Below are 19139 nucleotides of genomic sequence, written 5' to 3'. Positions count from 1 at the left end.
CTGGTGATGCTCGAATTCGCAACTCCGTTACAAGTCGGCGGTGGCGGCTTCCTGTACTGGGCAGTCGTGTTCTTCGTGCTCGCGATTATCGCCGCGGCCGTCGGGGCCCGTGGTGTTGCCGGCGTGACGATGGAAATCGCACGTATCTTCGTGTTGATCTTCATCATCCTCGCGATCGTGGCGTTACTCCTGTAGCGTCACGCACTCGAGTGGCTTCCCAACTGCTCACGGGCGAGTAGATTCCGATCACACCGTAGACGATCGGTTGTCAGTCGGTACTGGTGGTCCGTCAATTGGATTCGTGGGTGTGATCGACACCAGTGCAGGTTGCGACGATCTGACCTGTCTTCTTCAGTCGGTCTGGGTGCGAGAGCCGGCAGCCCGTTCCGATTGTTAACCACTGTTGGTTACTGACGATCGAGAACAGCTAACATGCTGGCGGCCGAATACAATGGGGAGGGGTTACTATGACTGCACTCGGCGGTTTCCAAGATCACGTCGCCCGCATCGACCTAGCTGATGGGTCTGTCGCCTACGAGTCGATCGACGACGAGGACGCGAAGAAGTATATCGGTGCGCGCGGCCTCGGGGTAAAGTACGTCTTTGAGCAGGGGCCGGATGTCGATCCGCTCGGCCCTGACAACCTGCTCGCATTTATGAACGGGCCGCTCTCGGGTACCCAGACAACCATGAGCGGGCGCATCGCGGTCTGTACGAAGTCACCACTGACCGGCACCGTCACCGACAGCCATCACGGCGGCTGGTCGGGCGCACGCCTGAAATGGGCCGGCTTCGATGGCTTGCTCTTTGAGGGACAGGCCGACGACCCGGTGTACGCCTACATCGAGGATGGTGAGGTCGAACTCCGTGATGCGTCACATCTCTGGGGCGAGGGTTTCCACGACACCCGCGACGCCATCGAAGACGAACTCGAGGGTTCCTATGGAAAGAATCTCTCGATTATGGGGATCGGCCCTGGTGGCGAGAACGAGGTCATGTATGCCTGTATTATGAACGAGGACGACCGGGCCTCGGGCCGGGGTGGGACGGGCTGTGTCATGGGCTCGAAAAACCTCAAAGCCGTCGTCGTCAAGTCGACGACGAAGATGCCCAAACCCGCCGACCAAGAGACGTTCATGGAGGGTCACCAGCAGGCAATGCAAGCGATTCAGGAGTCCGAAGTCACCGCGCCGAACGAGGGCGGACTCTCGATGTATGGCACGAACGTCCTGATGAACATCGGTGAGGAGATGGACGGCCTCCCAACGAAAAACGGCCAGTACACCTCGACTGAGGCGATGCGCGATGCCGAAGGTGGCGATATCGACGCGGAGAACGTCTCCGGCGAGAACGTCCGCGAGAATATCCTCGTTGACGAACCCACCTGTCACTCCTGTCCCGTCGCCTGTAAGAAGGAAGTCGAAGTGACGGCGATGCACAAAGGCGAGGAGATGAACGTCCGCACCGAATCCTACGAGTACGAGTCCGCCTACGCACTCGGGCCGAACTCGGGTCACACCGACCGCGACGCCGTCGCGCTCATGCTTGACCGCTGTAACGACATGGGCGTCGACACCATCGAAACGGGCAACATGATGGCGATGGCGATGGAGATGACCGAGGAGGACAAACTCGAGGAAGGCGAACTCGAGTGGGGCGATACGGAGACGATGATCGACATGATCGAACGCATCGCCCACCGCGAGGGCGACCTCGCAGACCTGCTCGCGGACGGCCCACGCCGCGTCTCAGAGGCGAAAGATGCCTACGACAACTCGCTTGCTGTCAAGGGCCAGACCATCGCGGCGTACGATCCGCGCTGCATGAAGGGCATGGGCATTGGCTACGCAACCTCGAACCGCGGGGCCTGTCACCTGCGCGGGTACACGCCCGCCGCAGAGATTCTTGGCATTCCCGAAAAGGTCGATCCCTACGAGTGGGAGGGCAAAGGAGAACTCACGGCTGAGTTCCAGAATCTTCACGCGATCAGTGACTCCTTCGATATCTGCAAGTTCAACGCCTTCGCGGAAGGCATCGAAGAGTACGTTCTGCAGTACAACGGCATGACCGGCCTCGACGTGAGCGAGGACGACCTGATGAAAGCCGGCGAGCGCGTCTACAACTTAGAGCGCTACTACAACAACCTCAACGGGTTCGACGGCGCTGATGACTCGCTCCCAGCGCGCTTCCTCGAGGACGGTATCCGCGGTCAGGGCGCAAGCGAAGGCGAGTACTGCGAACTCGAGGCAATGAAAGACGAATACTACGAGTACCGCGGCTGGGTCGATGGTGTCGTCCCCGACGAAAAGTTAGACGAACTCGAGATCGAAATCGGCCCGGGAACGGGCGTCAGCGCCGATAGTAGTGGTGCGGCTGCGCCGGGCGACGACTGATCGATTCGGTTACTCGCTCTCGAACACGTCGGTATTTTTATCAGTTAATCACCGATCATGTAGCGTATGCTGCGTCGCTCTCGAGGTCTCCAGGGTCGAATGGCGCTTTCGCTCGTCTTACTGGTGACGGTTACCGTTGCCTTCGTCGCCGCTGTCTGGGGGCTGTTCTATGCACTCTTCGCACTGCTTGGCGACCGAAACCCTGGCGCGGTCGCAACCGTCCTGACGCTCGTCATCTTGGGCGCAATCGCCGTTCTCGAGCTCTGGCAGTGCCGAACGATCGAGCGCTCGAGCGGCGCACGCGAAATCTCGCCGGCGGACTATCCCGACCTCCACGCGACGACGACTCGGCTCGCGACGATTCTGGATGTCCCACAGCCGACACTCGAGGTATCGGACACCCAGGTTCCCGAGGCGATGCTTGTCGGCTTCCATCCGGAGTCGGCCCGACTCATCGTCTCGGCGGGAACGCTCGAGGCGCTTTCGGACGACGAACTCGAGGCTGTGCTGGCGCACGAACTTGCCCACCTCGCAAACCGCGACGCGATGGTGATGACCGCGATTTCGACGCCTGTCGTCATCGCTGACGGACTCAAAGGGCGAGCAATGTTAGCCATCACTCGCGGCGAAAGCCCGTTTATTGTGTTCATGTTCCCGTTCCTTCTCGTCGGTGGGCTTGGCTGGGCGCTCGCCAGAACCATCGTCGCCGTCCTCTCGCGCCAACGCGAACTCGTTGCCGACCGAGCGGCCGCGGACGTCACCGGCTCACCAGCCGCGCTTGCGAGCGCGTTACGGACGCTCGACGAGCACATCGCGGAGGCACCGCGGCAGGATTTGCGCGCGGCTGAAGGTGTGAGTTCGCTCTCGATTCTACCGTTGCGTCCCGAGGCCGTGACACCAGTCAAACTCGGTCCTGACGGCAATATTGAACCGTTTCTCTGGTCGATTCGCAAACCGCTCGGTCGGCTCTCTGCGCGACTCTTCCGAACGCACCCGCCGACTGCAGAGCGACTCGAGGCGTTGGCTGCGCTCGAGCGCGACCAACACGAGTCTCGAGAGGACGTGTCACTCGAGGCCTGATCCCTATCGTACCAACTGGCTTATTGAAATCCTCACTGGCTAATATAGTAGCCACTGACAGTCAGTGCACACCCAATCGCATGACGGCTATACGATTGGTGTGTAAACAGTTTCAGTTGTTACTATAGAATTTGGGTGTTGAAGCCAGTGAACTAGTCGTTCGGTCGACCTGCGAACTGAGCGATTGACTTCGGTGAAACAACCCACCAACCTTTTCCTGTTTATAGGTCAATATGAGATCATGAGTCTCGATGACATAGTATCTCAATTTAACACACTCCTCGACGGGGAGGATATGACTGGAAAACAAGCGGTTCTAATAGTTGTTGCTTGGATGGGTGCCACCGCTCTCTTCGGTTTGGTATCATATATTTTAGTGTTTGTGATTATTGGATTTTGATTGGTTCCCTGCTTATCGCCTACACTGACTGATTTAATTGTCATTGTACGACATTCGCGGTCTCTATAGTGGCCACTGCAAGTCAATACACTCTGCTCGCACAGCTCACGGGCACGGCGTGCCCGTTCGCACGGTTCGCGGGATCGCAGATCTCGCGTTATTCGCTTTGTCGCGGCTCCCATTCGTTCCGAGTCGCGCGTCCGTCCGACAGGTGTGCAGTGGCTTGCAGTGGTGGCTCTAACTTGAGTCACTGAGAGATCACCGGACGGTTCAGCCGTCCGAACGAACCAACGGACATATAGCCAAACCGAACAGTGTTCAGCTATCCATGATGGCGACGACACACGCGTTTGTGGGCCTCTCGCTCGCGGTCGGCGTCGCCCTCGTCGCGCCTGAATTTGCCGCCATCGTCGCGATTGCAGGTCTTCTCGGCGGACTCTTTCCCGACTTCGACCTGCCTGCGGGGCACCGACGGACGCTGCACTTTCCGGTCTACTACTGGATAGTCGCGATTCCTGCGACGGCCGTTGCGCTCGCCGTTCCAACCCAGTGGACCGTCGCCTTCGCCGTCTTCCTACTCGCCGCTGCGCTTCACTCCGTGACTGACGTGGTTGGTGGTGGCCTCGAGACCCGCCCCTGGGAGCGGACCACCGACAGGGCGGTTTACAGCCACTACCACGGTCGGTGGATTGCGCCGCGCCAGTGGGTCGGCTACGACGGCTCGCCGGGCGATCTGGCACTTGCGGCTCTGCTTGCACTGCCCGCGCTATTTGTCTTCGACGGTGTCGTCCAGTCGCTCATCGTCGCGATGCTCGTCATTTCGATTTTCTACACCACGCTCCGGCGGGTTCTCGTCGACGCAGGCGGTCGGCTGCTGGAACGCGCACCAGCACGGCTCGTGGCGGTGTTGCCACAGTGGGTCCGCTCCAACGGTAGCGACAGCGCGCCCAGGACCGAGCGCTCGAAGCGGGACTGACTGCAAGGAGGTGAGGCTGGCTTCGTCTCGTTCCACGGCAAAAATGAAATATCGGCCGCACTCGAGGTGTCCGCTACGACGCAACCACCGGACGGGTCCGGCAGGTGGCACGACTGACGTCTCGAGTGTGTTGCTCAGTCGTCGGCGACCGCGTGTCCGGTGGTCGCGGCGGTGGTTCCGGCCGTCTCGGACTCCGACTGGGTCAGTTCAATCACGACGCCGGTGTCCTCGCTGAGGGAGACTACGACGTCGTCGAAACAGCGGACGTACTCGGTGGCATGCTTGCCGGAGGTGTTGATCCGAACCTGTTCGTCGACGAGACTAGCCTCGGTGAGTGTCTCGACTTTTCGGTAGGCCGTCGACATCGGAATGTCACACTGCTCTGAGAGCTCTGTTGCGGTCAGTGCATCGTCGCTAGTCGCCTCGAGAATCGTTCGGCAGGCATCGTCCTCGAGTGCTGCGAGGACACGTTCTGGGTTGACGGGTTCGTCATCGGTGAGCCATCCTGCTTTGGGTGAGTTCGTAGCGGACATCGTACTTCGTAGTAGTGACCGGGCCACCTCGTAGTGAGTCCCACTAAATACAGGGGTGTTTAAATGGGGTCGGGAATATCTGCGCCTCGGTGGCTCGTTCGGCTCGGTGCTAGCGAGACACAGGCTTTAGGATACTCCGCCTCTCATCTCTCGGTAATGCCGTCGGGGATACGCGCCGAGATTCGACTCGAGGACCCGCTCGACTGTGTGGTGACGCAGGCGGCTGCGACCACCAGCGGAACGGTCAACTCGGTCACGACCAGTATCAATCCGGATGCGCCCACGCGCGTGACAGAGGAGTTCATGCTCGAAGCCGAGGAGTACCCCGACGACGACGAGTTCGACGTGGACGCGACGCTGTCGTCGGTGTTCGCCTATGGCTCGAGTTCGGTGTATCGGTTCGAACGCGACCTTGGTGCGGGCTGTCCCTGCGAGGTCATCGAGTCGTTCGACTCTCCAGTAACTGACGTCCGCGCGCGCGGGGCGTCGCTGTATCTGACTTTCCATGCACCGGATATGCAGGGGCTACAGGCGATTATCGGCGAGTTACAGACCCAGTACGACTCGCTCGACGTGCAGCGCTTGCTCCAGTCTCAGCAAGACCACGCCGAAGAGAACCTCGTCTTTGTCGACCGCTCGACACTGACCGACCGTCAGTTGGAAGTACTCGAGACAGCCCACCAGATGGGATATTTCGATCATCCGAAGCAGGCGAACGCGGGCGAAGTCGCCGAGGAACTCGGAATTACGAGCACGACGTTTACAGAGCACCTCTCGGCCGCACAGACGAAACTGCTGGATGCGATTCTTGATCACAAACGATGATCATACTAGAACGCTTCGGGAACTACTGCCGAGCAGAAACGAACCCCAACCCTATATATAATGGACACACAGCTATGAACGTAGCCGATTCACATCGTATACAGTCCGACCGACGTCATGAGTAGATACGTATTTAGCTGCCCCGAGTGCGGCCAAGAAATCGAGGTCAACGAGTCGATGCGTGAGGCTACGTTAGCCCACGGCTGTCCAGTCTGTGGCGCCGACGTCACACCATCGGCGTTCGCGACTGAACAACAGACGAACTAGTCGTCTCTCCTGTGATCGTTTCGTCTCCACTGTGTCTGTGGCCGCTCGAGAAGTGAGTTGGTCGCCGTAGCCGACGGCTGACCGGTCCGTGGCCGGCAGTCTTACATGCTGACAGTTTCCATATAGTACGTCCTCAGTCGTCGCTGCGGTCGATTTCTGTTCGCCGCCCGTTGAGTGTCTCCGGAACGAATCGATACAGTTCGATATCGAGATCTTTCTTCCCCTCGGCCCAGATTTCGAACAGCGGTCGCTTTGCATCGCCGTACTGTGCGATCTGGTCAGGCGTCAGATCTGCGGGAACGATCTCCTCAAGTGTCCCCGTTACGATGACGCTGCGATAGGTGTCTCCGTCCTCATCGTAGACGACCAGTCGCGCGTCGGGCGTCGAGTGGAGAAACTCTCGCTTTTCGCTGTCCGGTGTCGAAACCAGTCGCATATAGAACTCTCGATTCTCGTCGTCGTAGCCGTACGAAATCGGGATCGCATACGGATCGTCGGTACGTGCGAGCGACAGCACCCCCGTCTCGTGGCCGCCGAGGAACGTGTCGATCTCCTCGTCGGTCATATCGGTCTCTGTATCGATGGCCATCGTCTCAGTGTCCCAGCAAAGGAGAAACAGTCTCTTTATAGTTGCGACCCCGCCGTGTCAGCAGTTTGTCCGCCATCGCGCTCGAGTCGAGCGTCAATCACTGGCCACGCCAATCAGAACCGGCTCGCGAATCTCGAGGGCGGTCTCGAACTCCTCTTCGCGGTCCGCTCGCCGACCGGCGCGTAATAGTTGCTCTTCGTGCGCGCGTCGAACGGCCGCACACTCGCGCGTCTCGAGACCTACCTGTTCGCCGAGTTCGTCCCAGTGACCCCACTCGACGAGAAACGCCTCGTAGCTGCCGTCGTTCGCGTACACGCACTCGTACTCGCGCCGATAGCGCTCGAGATCAGCCTCGAGGGCGGTCTGTGCTCGGTCAACCAGTGTCGGCAATCTGTTCGGCGCCACGCTCGCCTTCGCAGCGGTGAGCAACAGCACCTGTCCGTCAATCGGCCCGCTCATCATTACCCACCCGCGCGCATCGCCTTCTGGGCAAAGTCCTCGACGAGTGACTCGAGGGCGGCCTCTTCGCCCTCGAAGACAACGGTCACTTCGGTCAGCGTCAGCGTCGGGCCGATACCGACGCTCTCCGAGGAGATGGTCGCCGCCCAGTCCTCGCCTGCAACGGTCTCGTCGTCGATCTCCTCGCCCCCAAGATTTGTCAGGTATCGTCTCGCGAGGCGTTCAGAGATGCCGCGAAAGGACCGCTCGATACGAGTCATCATACGTTTCGTTGGCTCGCTGTGGGTATATTCGTTCGGCACACTATTCGACGTGCTCATCCCTCACCCGTTAATATCAATCAAACACTATTATTTTAGTTCCTGAATGTCTATGTCTGGCCAATGGCTCTCCAGCTAGACGGCGTCGGTAAACGCTACGGCGAGAATCTGTGGGGCGTCCGGAACGTCGACCTCGAGTTAGAGACTGGAATTCATGGCCTACTCGGGCCGAACGGGGCCGGCAAGTCGACGCTGATGCGGCTGATCACGACGGTCTCGAAGCCGACGACGGGGACGATCCGTTGGGACGGAACCGACGTCACCGACTCGCCGGAGACGATTCGGCGCGTCCTCGGCTACCTCCCGCAGGATTTCGGCGTCTATCCCGACCTGACCGCGACAGAATTTCTCGAGTACATGGCTGCATTGCGTGGTCTTGATCGAGAGACAGCAGCCGCTCGGATCGACGAACTCCTCACGTTGACGGGTATCGACGGGGTAGCGGATCGCAGACTCGGAGACTTTTCCGGCGGAATGCGCCAGAGCGTCGGCATTGCACAGGCGCTGCTTAACGATCCTGACGTGCTGGTCGTCGACGAACCGACTGTCGGCCTCGATCCCGAAAAGCGAGTCCAGATCCGAAATCTCCTCTCGTCGGTCGCCAGCGACCGCGTTGTCTTGCTCTCGACACACATCGTGCCCGATATCGAGGCGACCGCAAACCGGGTCGCACTCTTGCGAGACGGCGAACTGCTCGCACACACCGATCCTGAGTCGCTCGTCGCCGACACCGACGGAAGGGTCTACGAGTACACGACGCCGCGTGACGAACTTTCGACACTCCGCGAACAGTATCAGGTCTCGAGCACTGTCCAACAGCCCGACGGCGTTCGGGTCCGGTTGCTCGCCGACAAGCGCCCGGCTCCTGAGGCCGAATCGGTGACACCGACGCTCGAGGACGCCTATCTCGATCACATTGGAACGCAGTCGAAAATGGCTGTCAGGACAGCGACAGCCATGGGTTCGGAGTCGGACGGGGTGACGTAGATGGCCGTGGGATGGCTGTCTTCTGTCGTCGCCATTGCACGTGCTGATCTCCGCCAGCGGACGCAGTCTCGGCGATTGCTGGTGGTCTTAGTGATTGTCGCGTACGTAGGCTATCAGTTGAACGTTGGGACGTTCGAACTGTTGTATCAGGATACGGTCGATGGCGAAACGGTCGACTATCGCGGAGAGCCGACCGCACCGTACGTTGGTCTGACGACTGGACTCCTGGGGGCAACGATTCTGTTGTTTTTTGGGTACTACATGCTCGGCAATTCACTGAAACGAGATCGATCAACCGGGTTTGACGAACTCCGCGCAAGCACGCCGACCAGTGACCGCACGTATCTTATCGGAAAGTGGCTCAGTCACGTTACACTCGCCACGATACTCCTGTTGACGCTGGCGGTGGCTGCGCTCGTCAATCACGCCGTCCACGGCGTTGGAACGACTGATCCTGTCTGGATCGTCGGTGCTGTCTTGTTAATCGGCATTCCGATGGGCGCGTTCGTCGCCGGGGTGACGCTCGTTTTCCAGTCAACCGATCGGCTGCGCGGGACAGCCGGGAACGTGCTCTACTTTTTCGGTGCGATGATGATTGTGACGAGCATTGCCCCTGCTTTTAGTAGTGACAGTGGCGGGACGGCGTCGATTTCACCCTGGATTCGAGCCATTGATTCGATTGGCCTTGTTGCGGCCGGTGAGATGACCATTGACGCGTTGCTCGCCGTCGCCCCGTCGTACGATGGCCCACCAGTCGGCAACTACGGAGCCGGTGCGGACACCGCTGAAACCGTGCTGTTCACCTGGGATGGTGGGGCTTGGCCCACCTGGTTCTATGCGAACCGCGCCGGACTGGCGCTGTGTGGCCTCGGGCTGACGCTCGCTGCGACCCTGCCGTACGACCGATACGCCGGCGGCGACGACTCACCGAATCGGACCGTCACTGCTCGAGTCGGCCAGTTCGTCCCCTTCTTCGGCGAAGACCATGCTGACACGACGAACGACGAATCCGACGCCAACTCGATTGTCACCACGAACGTCTCGCTCACGCCGGTGACGGATCGCTCGGCTGGCGGGTTCAGTCGCTTACTCCTTCAGGAGTGTCGGCTCCTGATCCGGGGCCGGGCTTGGTGGTGGTATGTCGGCGCAGCCGTCATCATCGCTGTCGGACTCAGCGGCTCTGCCCCAACCGACGTGATCGTCCCAGCCGCGGCTATCTGGCCACTGTTTCTCTGGTCGGGACTTGGCTACCGGCCGGTTCAGCACCGAATCATGCCGTTTATCCACTCCTCGAGGAGGCCGTCCCATCAACTCCTCGCGGAGTGGAGTGCCGGCGTCGTCGTAGCTGCGGTGTTTCTCGGCGTAGCGCTCTGGCCGGCCGTGCTCGAGGCGGGTCTCTCTGGCGTCGTCGTGTTCGCGGGTGCCGTGCTGTTCGTCCCATCGGTCGCACAGGCACTGGGCCTCTGGAGTGGAACACAGCGGGTGTTTGAACTCAGTTATCTGGTGCTCTGGTACGTCGGAGTGCTCAACGGCGTCGCGGTGCTCGACTTTGCCGGTGCGACGACCGAGACCGCCGGGACGACGACGCCGCTGCTGTTCGGTGCTATTGGCCTGCTTGCACTCGGTGTGTCGCTGACACACCGGACGCTCAACACGTAGTCTACACGACCGCTCGAAACGCCACGACACCGACAACGCCCGCAATCAGCGCCAGCAGAATGTTTTCTGTCCGCCACATGACCAGTAGGACCAGTCCTGCTGCTCCCCACTCGGCTGGCCCGCCGGCTGCGAGTTCGGGGCCGAGGATTGCGATCACGATTGCGCCCGGCAGCACGGAGAGTCCGGCCTCGAGGCGCTCGCTCAGGTCGACACGGCGGACGAGCCAGATGCCACCGACTTTCGTCAGGACGGTGACGGCGGCCATTGCGAGGATGACGCCGACGATGAATGGATCGAGCGAGAGCGCACTGGGGAGGTCAGTCGTCATAGCGGATCACCTCGACAGTGGCGGCGACGAGGCCGCCGAGCAGGATGTACCAGCGCCCGGGGAGGTACTCGGCGGCGAGGACGGCCGTTCCGAGGGCGACGACCCACGGGACGAGAGAGGAGTGGCCCTCCCAGAGTTCGGCGGCGAGCGCGACGAAGACGGCGGTGAGGATGAAATCGGCACCGTACTGGGCAGGGTCGCCGATCACGCCGCCCGCGAGCGCGCCGACGATTGTCGCACCGACCCAGAACACCCAGATGGCGATGCCGCTGCCGAGCAAGAAGGCACCGCGGCCGCTGCCGGACTTGAGATCGCGCATGGTCAACGCCCAGTTCTCGTCGGCCATCATGTAGAGGCTGCCGTAGATTTTCGCCGGCGAGAGGTGTTTGAACCACGGCTGGAGCGCCGCGCCCATCAGCGAGTACCGGAGGTTGATCGCGAACACGGTTGCGATGATCGCCCCCACCGGGAGCGGGTCCGCCCAGAGTTCAACGGCGACGATCTGGGCCGCCCCGGCCAGCACGGTCGCGCTCATGAGTGTCGCTTCCGCGACGCTCAGTCCCGCCTGATTGGCGAGAACGCCGAAGGCGATGCCGTAGCCGCCGACGCCGAGTGCGACCGGTACACAGGTCAGAAAGCCAGTTCGGACGCCCGCCCAGGTGAACGAAACTGACTCTGCTGCTGGCTCGAGGTCGCCGGCTGTCTCGGTTTCGGTCGGCTCGGCCTCGAGCGGGCGCTGCTCGTCGCTCTCAGAATCTGGCGATCCGGTTGCAGCGCTGTCGTCTGCGTCTCGAGTTGATTCGGACGCGACGGGGCGCGTGTCTGCATCGGCATCCACACTCGTAGTGCGGTGTACCGGCGACTAAACGTTCTCGGGGGAACGCTAACACATCTCGAGGTGCGGCGCTGTCTTACCCAGAGTGGCAGTCTTGTGCATCTGTGCCACCAGCGCCATCAGCACCACCAGCGACGGGCGGGAACACGGAGAGGACGTCACCATCCTCGAGTGTCGTCTCGCTGTCGTCCATGTGGACCACGTCGCGCCCATTTTTCAGGACGCTCAGGTGGTCTCTGATCGCGCCGTCGGCGAGCAGTTGCCCCTCGAGGCCGTCGTATGCGCCCTCGAGGTCGGCCAGCACGTCGCCGACGGTTGCGTCGTCGTTGACGGTCCGCGTCCGTTCTTTCTCGCCGACAGCGTCGCGAAAGGTGGCGAAAAAGCGTAGCTCGATGTCCATATCGGTGCGTCGTGAGCCATCAGCATAAACGTCGGTGTGGATGGGGGCTGTGTGCGTGCCCATCTTCCGGCGTGCGAGTGCTTGCAGTGACCGTATGCGCCTCGAAGGCCCAGCGCAGGTATGTCCACGCAACAGCATGAACGCAGTGTGACTCGCCGTCGTGCGCTCGCACGTACCGGCGCAGCGATTTCTGCGATGGCGTTGGCGGGCTGTGGTGGCCCCGGCGAGGAGGGCGAAGAGAACGGTATCGACCCCGAAGAGGGCGACGAGACGGCAGGCGAAGAAGAACCCGACGCCGAGGAGGGGACGGGGAACGGACAGGATATGGAGGATGATGAGGACACCGACGAAACCGACGACGAAGACGAGTAGATACCGTTCTATAGGAGGGCCGCCAGCAGCCTCACTCTAACTTCTCGAGGCCATCGAAGAAGTTCGCCTGTGGGCCGACCAGTGTGACGGGTTCCTCGGCGACCGTGACCGTGACCGTCGTCGGTGGCTCGAGGTGGCGTCGGTCGCGGCCGTCGCTGATCGCGTAGGCCGTTTCGGCGTCGCTGACGGTGAGCGTGATTTCGGTGTCGGTGTCGACGACTAACGGGCGCATGCCGTCGTCGGCTGCCATCTGCGTGAGGATCAGCGAGTTTGCGTTTGGATGCACCAGCGGGCCGCCCTCACTCAGGTTGTAGGCCGTCGAGCCGGTTGGCGTCGCCACGAGCACACCATCGGCGTGGCCCGTCGCATACTGCTGGCCGTCGACGCTAATCTCGAGTGTTGCGCCGCCGCCGTGACCACGACGTGGACCGTGGACGACGACCTCGTTGAGCGCCGGCTCGAGCGTCCACTCGCCGTCGACGCTCGTTGCTTGCAATCGGTTGAGTTCGCGGCCCTCGAGCGAGCCCGTGTCCTCGAGGTGGTCAACGAGGTCGACGACGACGTCTCGAGCGTTGTCGGGCGCGACGGCGTTGAGAAAGCCGACTTCGCCGAGGTTGACGCCGAGAATTGGCGTGCCGCCGACTTCGCGGGCGACGAACAGGAGCGTGCCGTCGCCGCCGATGCTTACCACGAGGTCGTGACCGCGCATCTCGGCGACTGGCACGCCCGCGCGGTCAAATCTGTCTGCGTGGCCGGTCGCCTCGTCGACGACGGCTGTGACGCCCTCGTAGTCGCGCTCGAGGGTGTCGACGAGGGTGCGTGCGAGTTCGTGTGCACGGGTATTGTTCCGCTGGGCAACGATTCCGACGACGACGTCCATCGTCGGCCGCTACCGGCCCCGTCATCAAAAAGCCATGCTTCGCGTCCCGTCGCGGTGGAGTCACGCCGACGTTCGGAACATCGGCACTATGATTAAGGGGGATGGGTTCGTTCGACACGAATAACAGTCGCGACGTTCGTCGCAGTCTCTGGCATGGTTGTCTCTCTCGCTCTCGTGATTGCTGGCTGCCGTCACCGCGAGCATCTCGCTTCGACTCTTGCGACCGTGGGGGTGCAGCCTCGAGCATGAGCGACGACTGGTTCGAGCGCGCCCTCGAGGATGACGAGGCTGCGAAAGCCGAGGCGGAAGCAGAGCGCGAAGGCAAACACGAAGATGAACGCGAACGCGCACACAGCGAGTCGGACGACGACGAACGTGAAGCGAAAGCGCACTCGCCAGTCGACGCCGAGTCGGATGACGCAGACTCGAGCGAGGGGTCGCTGTTCGAGACGAGTTTCGGGGAGGCGTTGCAGAACGTTCCCGCTCCAGAGATGGGAACTGAAGGCGATTCCAGTGGTTCCCATTCCGATGGCTCAGCCGATCCGTTTACCACCGAGACACCGCTCGCCGGTGACAGCGATAGTGGCCCCACCCCACCAGAGCACTTCTCCGCGGTCGATTTCGACCTCGAGGCTCCCGACGAACCCGATTACGACGCCGACGTGGATTCGGCGCTCTCGCGGATCGACCTCGGGGTCGAGGGACTCGACCGGATGATTCAGGGTGGCGTTCCGGAACGCTCGCTGATGGTCGCCATCGGCAGCGCCGGCACCGGCAAGACGACGTTCGGCCTCCAGTTTCTCGATCACGCACTCGAGGACGGTGAGAGCGCGGTGTTCATCACGTTAGAGGAGAGCCGCCAGCGCGTGATCGACAGCGCGACCGAGAAAGGGTTTCCGTTCGACGAGTACGTCGCCGAGGATCGGCTTGCCATCGTCGACCTCGATCCCGTCGAGATGACGAACAGTCTGGCCTCGATTCGCAACGAACTGCCGCGACTTATCGAGGACTTTGACGCCTCACGGCTCGTGCTTGACTCCGTCTCGCTGCTCGAGATGATGTACGACGACCGTGCCAAGCGGCGCAACGAAATCTACGACTTCACGAGAGCGCTCAAAGAGGCCGGCGTCACGACCCTGCTGACGAGTGAGGCTGCAGAAGACACGCCGTATGCCTCCCGCCACGGCATCGTCGAGTATCTCACTGACGCCGTGTTCGTCATGCAGTACGTCCGGCCGGATGATTTTCGAGAGACGAGACTGGCAATCGAGATTCAGAAGATTCGGGATGCGAATCACTCTCGAGAGAAAAAACCCTACGAACTCACCGACGATGGGATTTCGGTCTACCAGCAGGCCAACTTGTTCTGAGTCTCTCCAGACAGTCAATCCGCACCGTCTCGAGTTTGCGCAGTAATCAATTCTTTCGCCCTGTTCGCGGTCCATACTTTTGCGGGCAGCCCCGTGTGTGCTGACCATGGCAGAACGAACGACAAGTGACGAAACCATGTCACGGGCCGACCTCGCAGCGTATCTGCGACATCTGGCAACGGAGTTCGAAGACGAGACAGGAACCGAGCAGCTCAACGTCGACGTCGGGAACAAGACCGTCTCCTTGCACCCGCCGGAGTCGGTTGACGTCTCGATTGACGTGGTCGAACGATCCACGATGTTCCGTGGCAATCACGAGACGATCCAACTCGAGTTGCACTGGAAACCGCAAGCCGCCGAGTGACCGCGGTTCGGTTCGGCGGTGTTCCCACCGGGAGAGAACGAGAACGAATCTATTTTCCCTCGAGCGAGCGAGGATCGACTAGATGTACGAGACGATCCTCTTTCCCACGGACGGAAGCGATCACGCGGGGACGGTAGCCGACCACGCAATCGATATCGCGACGACGCGCGAGGCAGACGTACACGTCATGTCGGTCGTCGACGACCGCGCCTTTCTCGTGCTCGACGACGAGCGCGTCGCGCAGGTCCGTGGCGATCTCGAGGAAAGCGCACAGGCAGCGGCCGACGAGGCGGCAACACGAGCGCGCGAGCAGGGCATCTCGGTCGAAACGGCAGTCGATACCGGCCACCCGGCGGAGTGTATCGTCGAGTACGCCGAGGCAAACGATATCGACCTGATCGTGATGGGGACGAGCGGCGACGACTACGAGAACAACGTCGTCGGCAGCGTCTCCCAGCGCGTCGTCCGCACTGCGCCTGTGCCCGTGTTGACGGTTGGGCCAGACGCCGACGCCTGATCGGTTGGTTGTAACTCGGTGTTCGGGACTCGAGCAGGTACTTTGATAGTGGGTCAGTCTGCAATGCAGAGTCAATGCGTCGCTCGCTCGTTATTGGAATTGCCTTGCTGGCTGTCGCGTTTCTGTTTGTCGGCGGGCCATCGCTGTTGTTTTCGCCGTCTACCGACGAGATCGCACCAGAAACCGAAACCGAAGCAGGCCAGCAAGAGCCGGAACTTATCGCTGTCGCGGATAGTGAGAGTCAGTTCTGGCCGTACCTTAACGCCCAAGAGGCCCACGAAAAGCGAAGTCCGCTCAACGTGGTTGTTCGCGGTGATGCCACAGAAGTCGTTGATTTGCTCGCCGCCCACGGTGACGGCGACTGGGAGGAAGCCGACCACGACCACTTCGAGGCGACCGATCTCGTCGGTGTGACTGATAACGAGACTGCGGCGACGACTGACGACGACCACGAAACTGAAAACGGCGACGCGACCGGGGAAACGAGCGAGGACGACCACGAGGACACGGAAAACACCACAGCCGATACGCTGGCAGATGCGGTCCAACCGATCTCGCCGACCGACATCCCTTGGTCACAGGCTGATGGGGCAACGCGATACGCCTATCTCGACCCCGGCCCGGACGAGGAGAGTTACTGGACGACCGAAACGATGCAACTCGAGGATGGCGAGTACTACGGCTATCGCTACCACATCCGGGCCTACGAGAGCCCGAACCCGGACGATCAGTGGATCGTCATGCAGACCCACTCGGAGCACTTCGATTGGTTCACGCTGCGCCATCGCGTTGACGGCGTCGAAGAAGCGCAGACCCGCCTCGAGCGGGACCTGATGGCGATCCCGAGCGTTGATATACAGGAGGATGTCCAGCGGTTCTACCTCGGTAACGAGGGACCATCAGATGCCAACGGCTGGGCAACGAAGGTCGAACTCACCGCAATGGCGGCGGTCCCGCTGGCGCTCGGCCTTGCCGCCGGACGGGTTCGCGAACGTGACGATGAGGGCCTGCTCGAGCGGGCAGGTTCTGCCCTCGGCGTTGAACTCACTGCAGCGGACCGTGAGCGGATTCAGGCTGCATCCGACCGTCTCGATGCGCGCCATCTCATACTTGGGGCGACGATCGTGACTATCATCCTTGGCGTCCGAATCGGGGGGATTGCGGTCGATCGAACCGTCAGCGCATTCACAGTACACATGATCGCCGGCATGTTCTATCCGTTCATCGCTGTCGGCATTCCCGTCGCGACGTACATCATTGCAAACGGCCTCGAGCGTCGACTTGACGCGGCGATGGCTGCATCGCTCTCGCTTGCGGGGGCGATCTGGCTCGATTACACACTCGTCGGTGTCGATGTCTTGCCCATCGACGTGGTTGTCCAACGCATGCTCGTCGTGGTTGCACTCGGGCTGATCGCGGCTGGGGCGACACAGCGTGGGACACGCGACTCTCGGTTCAATAGTCTCCTCCTCGTCGGCGTGGCAATGTGGCTGGTGGTACTCATAGGGACGCTCTTTGGCTATCTCTAGACGATGTGCAGTCGCGTTTCGCCCGTACCCATGTCATATAGTCACACGACCCACAAGGGATTTAACTGATACTGAGTTACTCCCAGATGTGATCGGCCACTCCGGTGAGGTTCGCCTTGCGGCCCGGTAGCGACGCTTCTCATTCAAGTTAGTAACCGTTAAATGCCTCCCGCCGCTACCTATCTGTAGTATCTCGAGACAGCCGCTTCTTTCCGAATAGCCCACACGCACACCACTCACCCAATACATGGTAGACGTAAGCCAACATGAACTCGTGCCGGAGCACTCCATCCTCGATGAGGACACACTCGAGGAGGTTCTCTCCGAGTACGACATCGATCGCACAGACTTACCAAAAATCAAGCGCAACGACCCCGCGCTTCCCGATGATGCAGGGGTTGGAGATGTTATCAAAATCGTCCGAAATTCACGAACAACTGACCAGGCAGTCGTATATCGACTTGTGGTGGAATAAATGGCGATGGAACTTAACCGCGACAAACGCCGCGAAATTTCACGCGAATACTTCTCACGGGAACGGCTTGCAGAACATCATTACCGCTCCTTTAACGCCTTCCTGAACCGGGGGATGCAACAGGTCGTCGACGAAAAGGAGACGATCGATACGGACATCGGGGACAAAGAAGGCGAGGAGCCGGTCCACGTCGAACTTGGGGACGTCCGCGTCGTCACGCCCCGTGTTCGCGAAGCAGACGGGTCCGAAGAACTGCTGTACCCACAGGAGGCTCGCCTGCGAAACATCACCTACTCCGCGCCCGTCTTCATGGAGATGTCCATTGTCAAAGGCGAGGAAGGCGACGAACGCGTCGTCGACTCCACCGAAACCAAAATCGGCCGCATGCCGATCATGGTCGGCTCCGATAAGTGTAATATCGCCGGCTTCTCCGACGAGGAACTCATCGAAATCGGAGAAGACCCTGCTGACCCCGGCGGCTACTTCATTGTCAACGGCTCCGAGCGCGTGCTGATGACCAGCGAGGACCTCGCACCGAACAAGATCCTCGCCGAGTACGACACCAAATACGGCGACGAGATTCAGGTCGCAAAGACCTTCTCCCAGCGCCGTGGCTACCGCGCACTCGTGCTCTGTGAACGCACCCGTGACGGCCTGCTCGAGGTCTCGTTCCCATCCGTATCGGGCTCGATCAACTTCGTCACGCTCGTACGCGCACTCGGCCTCGAGTCCGACGAGGAAATCGTCCACAAGGTCTCGAACGACCCCGAGGTCGTCAAGTACATGCTCGAGAATCTGGAGGAAGCCGAGGTCCAATCCGAGGAAGAAGCCATCGAGGCACTCGGGAAACGCGTCGCCTCCGGCCAGGGCAAAAACTACCAGCTCAAGCGCGCGAACTACGTCATCGACCGCTACCTCCTTCCACACCTTCACGAGGAAGGTGTCGAGGAAGAGGACGTCCGCATCAACAAGGCCCACTACCTCTGCCGGATGGCCGAAGCCTGTTTCGAACTCGCACTCGGTCGACGCGACTCCGACGACAAGGACCACTACGCCAACAAGCGCCTCAAGGTCAGCGGCGACCTGATGAAAGACCTGTTCCGAACTGCACTCAACAAGCTCGCACGGGACGTGAAGTACCAGCTCGAGCGTGCAAACATGCGAAATCGGAATCTCTCGGTGTCGACCGTGGTTCGGTCTGACGTGCTGACCGAACGTCTCGAGCATCCGATTGCGACGGGGAACTGGGTCGGTGGCCGCTCCGGTGTGAGCCAGCTGGTCGACCGGACGGACTTCATGGGAGTTCTCTCGCACCTGCGCCGCCTGCGTAGCCCACTGTCGCGCTCGCAGCCACACTTCGAGGCACGGGACCTGCACGCGACCCAGTGGGGTCGTATCTGTCCCTCCGAGACACCCGAGGGGCCAAACTGTGGGCTGGTGAAGAACTTCGCCCAGGCGATGGAACTCTCCCAGAATATCGAGGACGAGCAGGGACTCAAACGGGAACTTGCCTCGATGGGGGTCGAGGGCATTCCGGGTATCGACAGCATCGAACGATCCACGACAGCAGACGACTAACTC

Annotated in this window: 24 protein-coding genes; 16 read left to right on the top strand and 8 right to left on the bottom strand. The window is 60.9% G+C overall.

What is annotated here, in order from left to right:
* Positions 1-6: 6 nt before the first annotated feature.
* From G6M89_RS05365 to G6M89_RS05345, 5 genes are all read left to right on the top strand, one after another.
* Positions 7-195, top strand: coding sequence for a DUF1328 family protein (locus tag G6M89_RS05365; protein WP_165160773.1), 189 nt, complete (start codon positions 7-9; stop codon positions 193-195).
* A gap of 272 nt (positions 196-467) precedes the next feature.
* Positions 468-2393: an aldehyde ferredoxin oxidoreductase family protein gene (locus G6M89_RS05360; RefSeq protein ID WP_165160772.1), complete on the top strand. Its 1926-nt coding sequence runs from the start codon at positions 468-470 to the stop codon at positions 2391-2393.
* A gap of 99 nt (positions 2394-2492) precedes the next feature.
* Positions 2493-3473, top strand: coding sequence for a M48 family metalloprotease (locus G6M89_RS05355; RefSeq protein ID WP_165160771.1), 981 nt, complete (start codon positions 2493-2495; stop codon positions 3471-3473).
* A gap of 241 nt (positions 3474-3714) precedes the next feature.
* The gene (locus tag G6M89_RS05350) at positions 3715-3873 is read left to right on the top strand and encodes a hypothetical protein (RefSeq protein WP_165160770.1); all 159 of its coding nucleotides are present in this window, start codon (positions 3715-3717) and stop codon (positions 3871-3873) included.
* 328 nt (positions 3874-4201) lie between these two features.
* Complete coding sequence (locus G6M89_RS05345; RefSeq protein WP_241175221.1) at positions 4202-4849, top strand: metal-dependent hydrolase; 648 nt, start codon at positions 4202-4204, stop codon at positions 4847-4849.
* A 134-nt stretch (positions 4850-4983) separates the two neighbouring features.
* Here the strand turns inward: G6M89_RS05345 and G6M89_RS05340 are convergent, their stop codons facing one another.
* Entirely contained in the window at positions 4984-5382 is a 399-nt protein-coding gene (locus G6M89_RS05340) for a helix-turn-helix domain-containing protein (protein WP_165160768.1), read from the bottom strand.
* A 156-nt stretch (positions 5383-5538) separates the two neighbouring features.
* On the opposite strand from G6M89_RS05340, the gene G6M89_RS05335 reads away from it, so the two are divergent.
* Positions 5539-6207 (top strand): helix-turn-helix domain-containing protein, encoded by a 669-nt coding sequence (locus G6M89_RS05335; protein WP_165160767.1) that lies wholly within the window; start codon positions 5539-5541, stop codon positions 6205-6207.
* Positions 6208-6324: 117 nt separating this feature from the next.
* Complete coding sequence (locus tag G6M89_RS05330) at positions 6325-6474, top strand: FmdB family zinc ribbon protein (RefSeq protein ID WP_165160766.1); 150 nt, start codon at positions 6325-6327, stop codon at positions 6472-6474.
* A 133-nt stretch (positions 6475-6607) separates the two neighbouring features.
* Here the strand turns inward: G6M89_RS05330 and G6M89_RS05325 are convergent, their stop codons facing one another.
* From G6M89_RS05325 to G6M89_RS05315, 3 genes are all read right to left on the bottom strand, one after another.
* The gene (locus G6M89_RS05325; RefSeq protein ID WP_165160765.1) at positions 6608-7063 is read right to left on the bottom strand and encodes a pyridoxamine 5'-phosphate oxidase family protein; all 456 of its coding nucleotides are present in this window, start codon (positions 7061-7063) and stop codon (positions 6608-6610) included.
* Between the two features lie 93 nt (positions 7064-7156).
* On the bottom strand, positions 7157-7525 hold the full coding sequence (locus G6M89_RS05320) for a hypothetical protein (RefSeq protein WP_165160764.1): 369 nt from the start codon (positions 7523-7525) through the stop codon (positions 7157-7159).
* Positions 7525-7785, bottom strand: a complete 261-nt coding sequence (locus tag G6M89_RS05315; RefSeq protein WP_165160763.1) for a hypothetical protein — start codon at positions 7783-7785, stop codon at positions 7525-7527. The genes G6M89_RS05320 and G6M89_RS05315 overlap by 1 nt, the downstream gene beginning before the upstream one ends.
* A 120-nt stretch (positions 7786-7905) precedes the next feature.
* Between G6M89_RS05315 and G6M89_RS05310 the strand changes: the two genes are divergently transcribed.
* The gene (locus G6M89_RS05310) at positions 7906-8829 is read left to right on the top strand and encodes an ABC transporter ATP-binding protein (RefSeq protein ID WP_165160762.1); all 924 of its coding nucleotides are present in this window, start codon (positions 7906-7908) and stop codon (positions 8827-8829) included.
* Positions 8830-10488 carry an ABC transporter permease gene (locus G6M89_RS05305; RefSeq protein WP_165160761.1) on the top strand — a complete coding sequence of 553 codons (1659 nt, stop codon included), beginning with the start codon at positions 8830-8832 and terminating at the stop codon, positions 10486-10488.
* 1 nt (position 10489) lies between these two features.
* Here G6M89_RS05305 and G6M89_RS05300 read toward each other — a convergent pair whose 3' ends face one another.
* From G6M89_RS05300 to G6M89_RS05290, 3 genes are all read right to left on the bottom strand, one after another.
* A complete protein-coding gene (locus G6M89_RS05300) occupies positions 10490-10816 on the bottom strand; it encodes an AzlD family protein (protein ID WP_165160760.1) in 327 nt (108 codons plus the stop codon).
* Positions 10806-11654, bottom strand: coding sequence for an AzlC family ABC transporter permease (locus tag G6M89_RS05295; RefSeq protein ID WP_165160759.1), 849 nt, complete (start codon positions 11652-11654; stop codon positions 10806-10808). Before G6M89_RS05295 ends, G6M89_RS05300 begins: the two co-directional genes overlap by 11 nt.
* 73 nt (positions 11655-11727) lie before the next feature.
* Complete coding sequence (locus G6M89_RS05290) at positions 11728-12051, bottom strand: ubiquitin-like small modifier protein 1 (protein ID WP_165160758.1); 324 nt, start codon at positions 12049-12051, stop codon at positions 11728-11730.
* Between the two features lie 147 nt (positions 12052-12198).
* Here G6M89_RS05290 and G6M89_RS05285 point away from each other — a divergent pair, with 147 nt between their 5' ends.
* Entirely contained in the window at positions 12199-12423 is a 225-nt protein-coding gene (locus tag G6M89_RS05285; RefSeq protein WP_241175267.1) for a hypothetical protein, read from the top strand.
* 31 nt (positions 12424-12454) lie between these two features.
* On the opposite strand, the gene G6M89_RS05280 is transcribed toward G6M89_RS05285, so the two are convergent.
* Positions 12455-13303: an NAD(+)/NADH kinase gene (locus G6M89_RS05280; RefSeq protein ID WP_165160756.1), complete on the bottom strand. Its 849-nt coding sequence runs from the start codon at positions 13301-13303 to the stop codon at positions 12455-12457.
* A 245-nt stretch (positions 13304-13548) separates the two neighbouring features.
* Here G6M89_RS05280 and G6M89_RS05275 point away from each other — a divergent pair, with 245 nt between their 5' ends.
* The 6 genes from G6M89_RS05275 (at position 13549) to G6M89_RS05250 (ending at position 19136) form a co-directional block, all read left to right on the top strand.
* Positions 13549-14673 (top strand): KaiC domain-containing protein, encoded by a 1125-nt coding sequence (locus tag G6M89_RS05275; RefSeq protein ID WP_165160755.1) that lies wholly within the window; start codon positions 13549-13551, stop codon positions 14671-14673.
* 106 nt (positions 14674-14779) lie between these two features.
* Positions 14780-15037 carry an amphi-Trp domain-containing protein gene (locus tag G6M89_RS05270; protein ID WP_165160754.1) on the top strand — a complete coding sequence of 86 codons (258 nt, stop codon included), beginning with the start codon at positions 14780-14782 and terminating at the stop codon, positions 15035-15037.
* Between the two features lie 82 nt (positions 15038-15119).
* Positions 15120-15554 (top strand): universal stress protein, encoded by a 435-nt coding sequence (locus tag G6M89_RS05265; protein WP_165160753.1) that lies wholly within the window; start codon positions 15120-15122, stop codon positions 15552-15554.
* A 74-nt stretch (positions 15555-15628) separates the two neighbouring features.
* A complete protein-coding gene (locus tag G6M89_RS05260; RefSeq protein WP_165160752.1) occupies positions 15629-17083 on the top strand; it encodes a hypothetical protein in 1455 nt (484 codons plus the stop codon).
* Positions 17084-17330: 247 nt separating this feature from the next.
* Positions 17331-17558 carry a DNA-directed RNA polymerase subunit H gene (locus G6M89_RS05255; protein WP_165160751.1) on the top strand — a complete coding sequence of 76 codons (228 nt, stop codon included), beginning with the start codon at positions 17331-17333 and terminating at the stop codon, positions 17556-17558.
* A complete protein-coding gene (locus tag G6M89_RS05250) occupies positions 17559-19136 on the top strand; it encodes a DNA-directed RNA polymerase subunit B'' (RefSeq protein WP_165160750.1) in 1578 nt (525 codons plus the stop codon). It abuts the gene before it with no gap.
* The last annotated feature ends 3 nt before the right edge of the window (positions 19137-19139 follow it).

Origin of the sequence: Natronolimnobius sp. AArcel1, assembly GCF_011043775.1 — an archaeon.
Lineage (GTDB): Archaea > Halobacteriota > Halobacteria > Halobacteriales > Natrialbaceae > Natronolimnobius.
Note: the sequence above shows the minus strand (reverse complement) of the source record. Positions and strands in the feature narration are given on the sequence as shown.

What these genes read in the sequence shown, in the direction of transcription:
- G6M89_RS05365 (WP_165160773.1), top strand. Translation starts at nt 7, where the DNA reads ATGCTCGAATTCGCAACTCCGTTACAAGTCGGCGGTGGCGGCTTCCTG.
- G6M89_RS05325 (WP_165160765.1), bottom strand. Translation starts at nt 7,063, where the DNA reads ATGGCCATCGATACAGAGACCGATATGACCGACGAGGAGATCGACACG.
- G6M89_RS05340 (WP_165160768.1), bottom strand. Translation starts at nt 5,382, where the DNA reads ATGTCCGCTACGAACTCACCCAAAGCAGGATGGCTCACCGATGACGAA.
- G6M89_RS05305 (WP_165160761.1), top strand. Translation starts at nt 8,830, where the DNA reads ATGGCCGTGGGATGGCTGTCTTCTGTCGTCGCCATTGCACGTGCTGAT.
- G6M89_RS05270 (WP_165160754.1), top strand. Translation starts at nt 14,780, where the DNA reads ATGGCAGAACGAACGACAAGTGACGAAACCATGTCACGGGCCGACCTC.
- G6M89_RS05255 (WP_165160751.1), top strand. Translation starts at nt 17,331, where the DNA reads ATGGTAGACGTAAGCCAACATGAACTCGTGCCGGAGCACTCCATCCTC.
- G6M89_RS05260 (WP_165160752.1), top strand. Translation starts at nt 15,629, where the DNA reads ATGCGTCGCTCGCTCGTTATTGGAATTGCCTTGCTGGCTGTCGCGTTT.
- G6M89_RS05330 (WP_165160766.1), top strand. Translation starts at nt 6,325, where the DNA reads ATGAGTAGATACGTATTTAGCTGCCCCGAGTGCGGCCAAGAAATCGAG.
- G6M89_RS05300 (WP_165160760.1), bottom strand. Translation starts at nt 10,816, where the DNA reads ATGACGACTGACCTCCCCAGTGCGCTCTCGCTCGATCCATTCATCGTC.
- G6M89_RS05280 (WP_165160756.1), bottom strand. Translation starts at nt 13,303, where the DNA reads ATGGACGTCGTCGTCGGAATCGTTGCCCAGCGGAACAATACCCGTGCA.
- G6M89_RS05345 (WP_241175221.1), top strand. Translation starts at nt 4,202, where the DNA reads ATGATGGCGACGACACACGCGTTTGTGGGCCTCTCGCTCGCGGTCGGC.
- G6M89_RS05320 (WP_165160764.1), bottom strand. Translation starts at nt 7,525, where the DNA reads ATGATGAGCGGGCCGATTGACGGACAGGTGCTGTTGCTCACCGCTGCG.
- G6M89_RS05250 (WP_165160750.1), top strand. Translation starts at nt 17,559, where the DNA reads ATGGCGATGGAACTTAACCGCGACAAACGCCGCGAAATTTCACGCGAA.
- G6M89_RS05275 (WP_165160755.1), top strand. Translation starts at nt 13,549, where the DNA reads ATGAGCGACGACTGGTTCGAGCGCGCCCTCGAGGATGACGAGGCTGCG.
- G6M89_RS05335 (WP_165160767.1), top strand. Translation starts at nt 5,539, where the DNA reads ATGCCGTCGGGGATACGCGCCGAGATTCGACTCGAGGACCCGCTCGAC.
- G6M89_RS05290 (WP_165160758.1), bottom strand. Translation starts at nt 12,051, where the DNA reads ATGGACATCGAGCTACGCTTTTTCGCCACCTTTCGCGACGCTGTCGGC.
- G6M89_RS05350 (WP_165160770.1), top strand. Translation starts at nt 3,715, where the DNA reads ATGAGTCTCGATGACATAGTATCTCAATTTAACACACTCCTCGACGGG.
- G6M89_RS05355 (WP_165160771.1), top strand. Translation starts at nt 2,493, where the DNA reads ATGGCGCTTTCGCTCGTCTTACTGGTGACGGTTACCGTTGCCTTCGTC.
- G6M89_RS05265 (WP_165160753.1), top strand. Translation starts at nt 15,120, where the DNA reads ATGTACGAGACGATCCTCTTTCCCACGGACGGAAGCGATCACGCGGGG.
- G6M89_RS05360 (WP_165160772.1), top strand. Translation starts at nt 468, where the DNA reads ATGACTGCACTCGGCGGTTTCCAAGATCACGTCGCCCGCATCGACCTA.
- G6M89_RS05315 (WP_165160763.1), bottom strand. Translation starts at nt 7,785, where the DNA reads ATGATGACTCGTATCGAGCGGTCCTTTCGCGGCATCTCTGAACGCCTC.
- G6M89_RS05310 (WP_165160762.1), top strand. Translation starts at nt 7,906, where the DNA reads ATGGCTCTCCAGCTAGACGGCGTCGGTAAACGCTACGGCGAGAATCTG.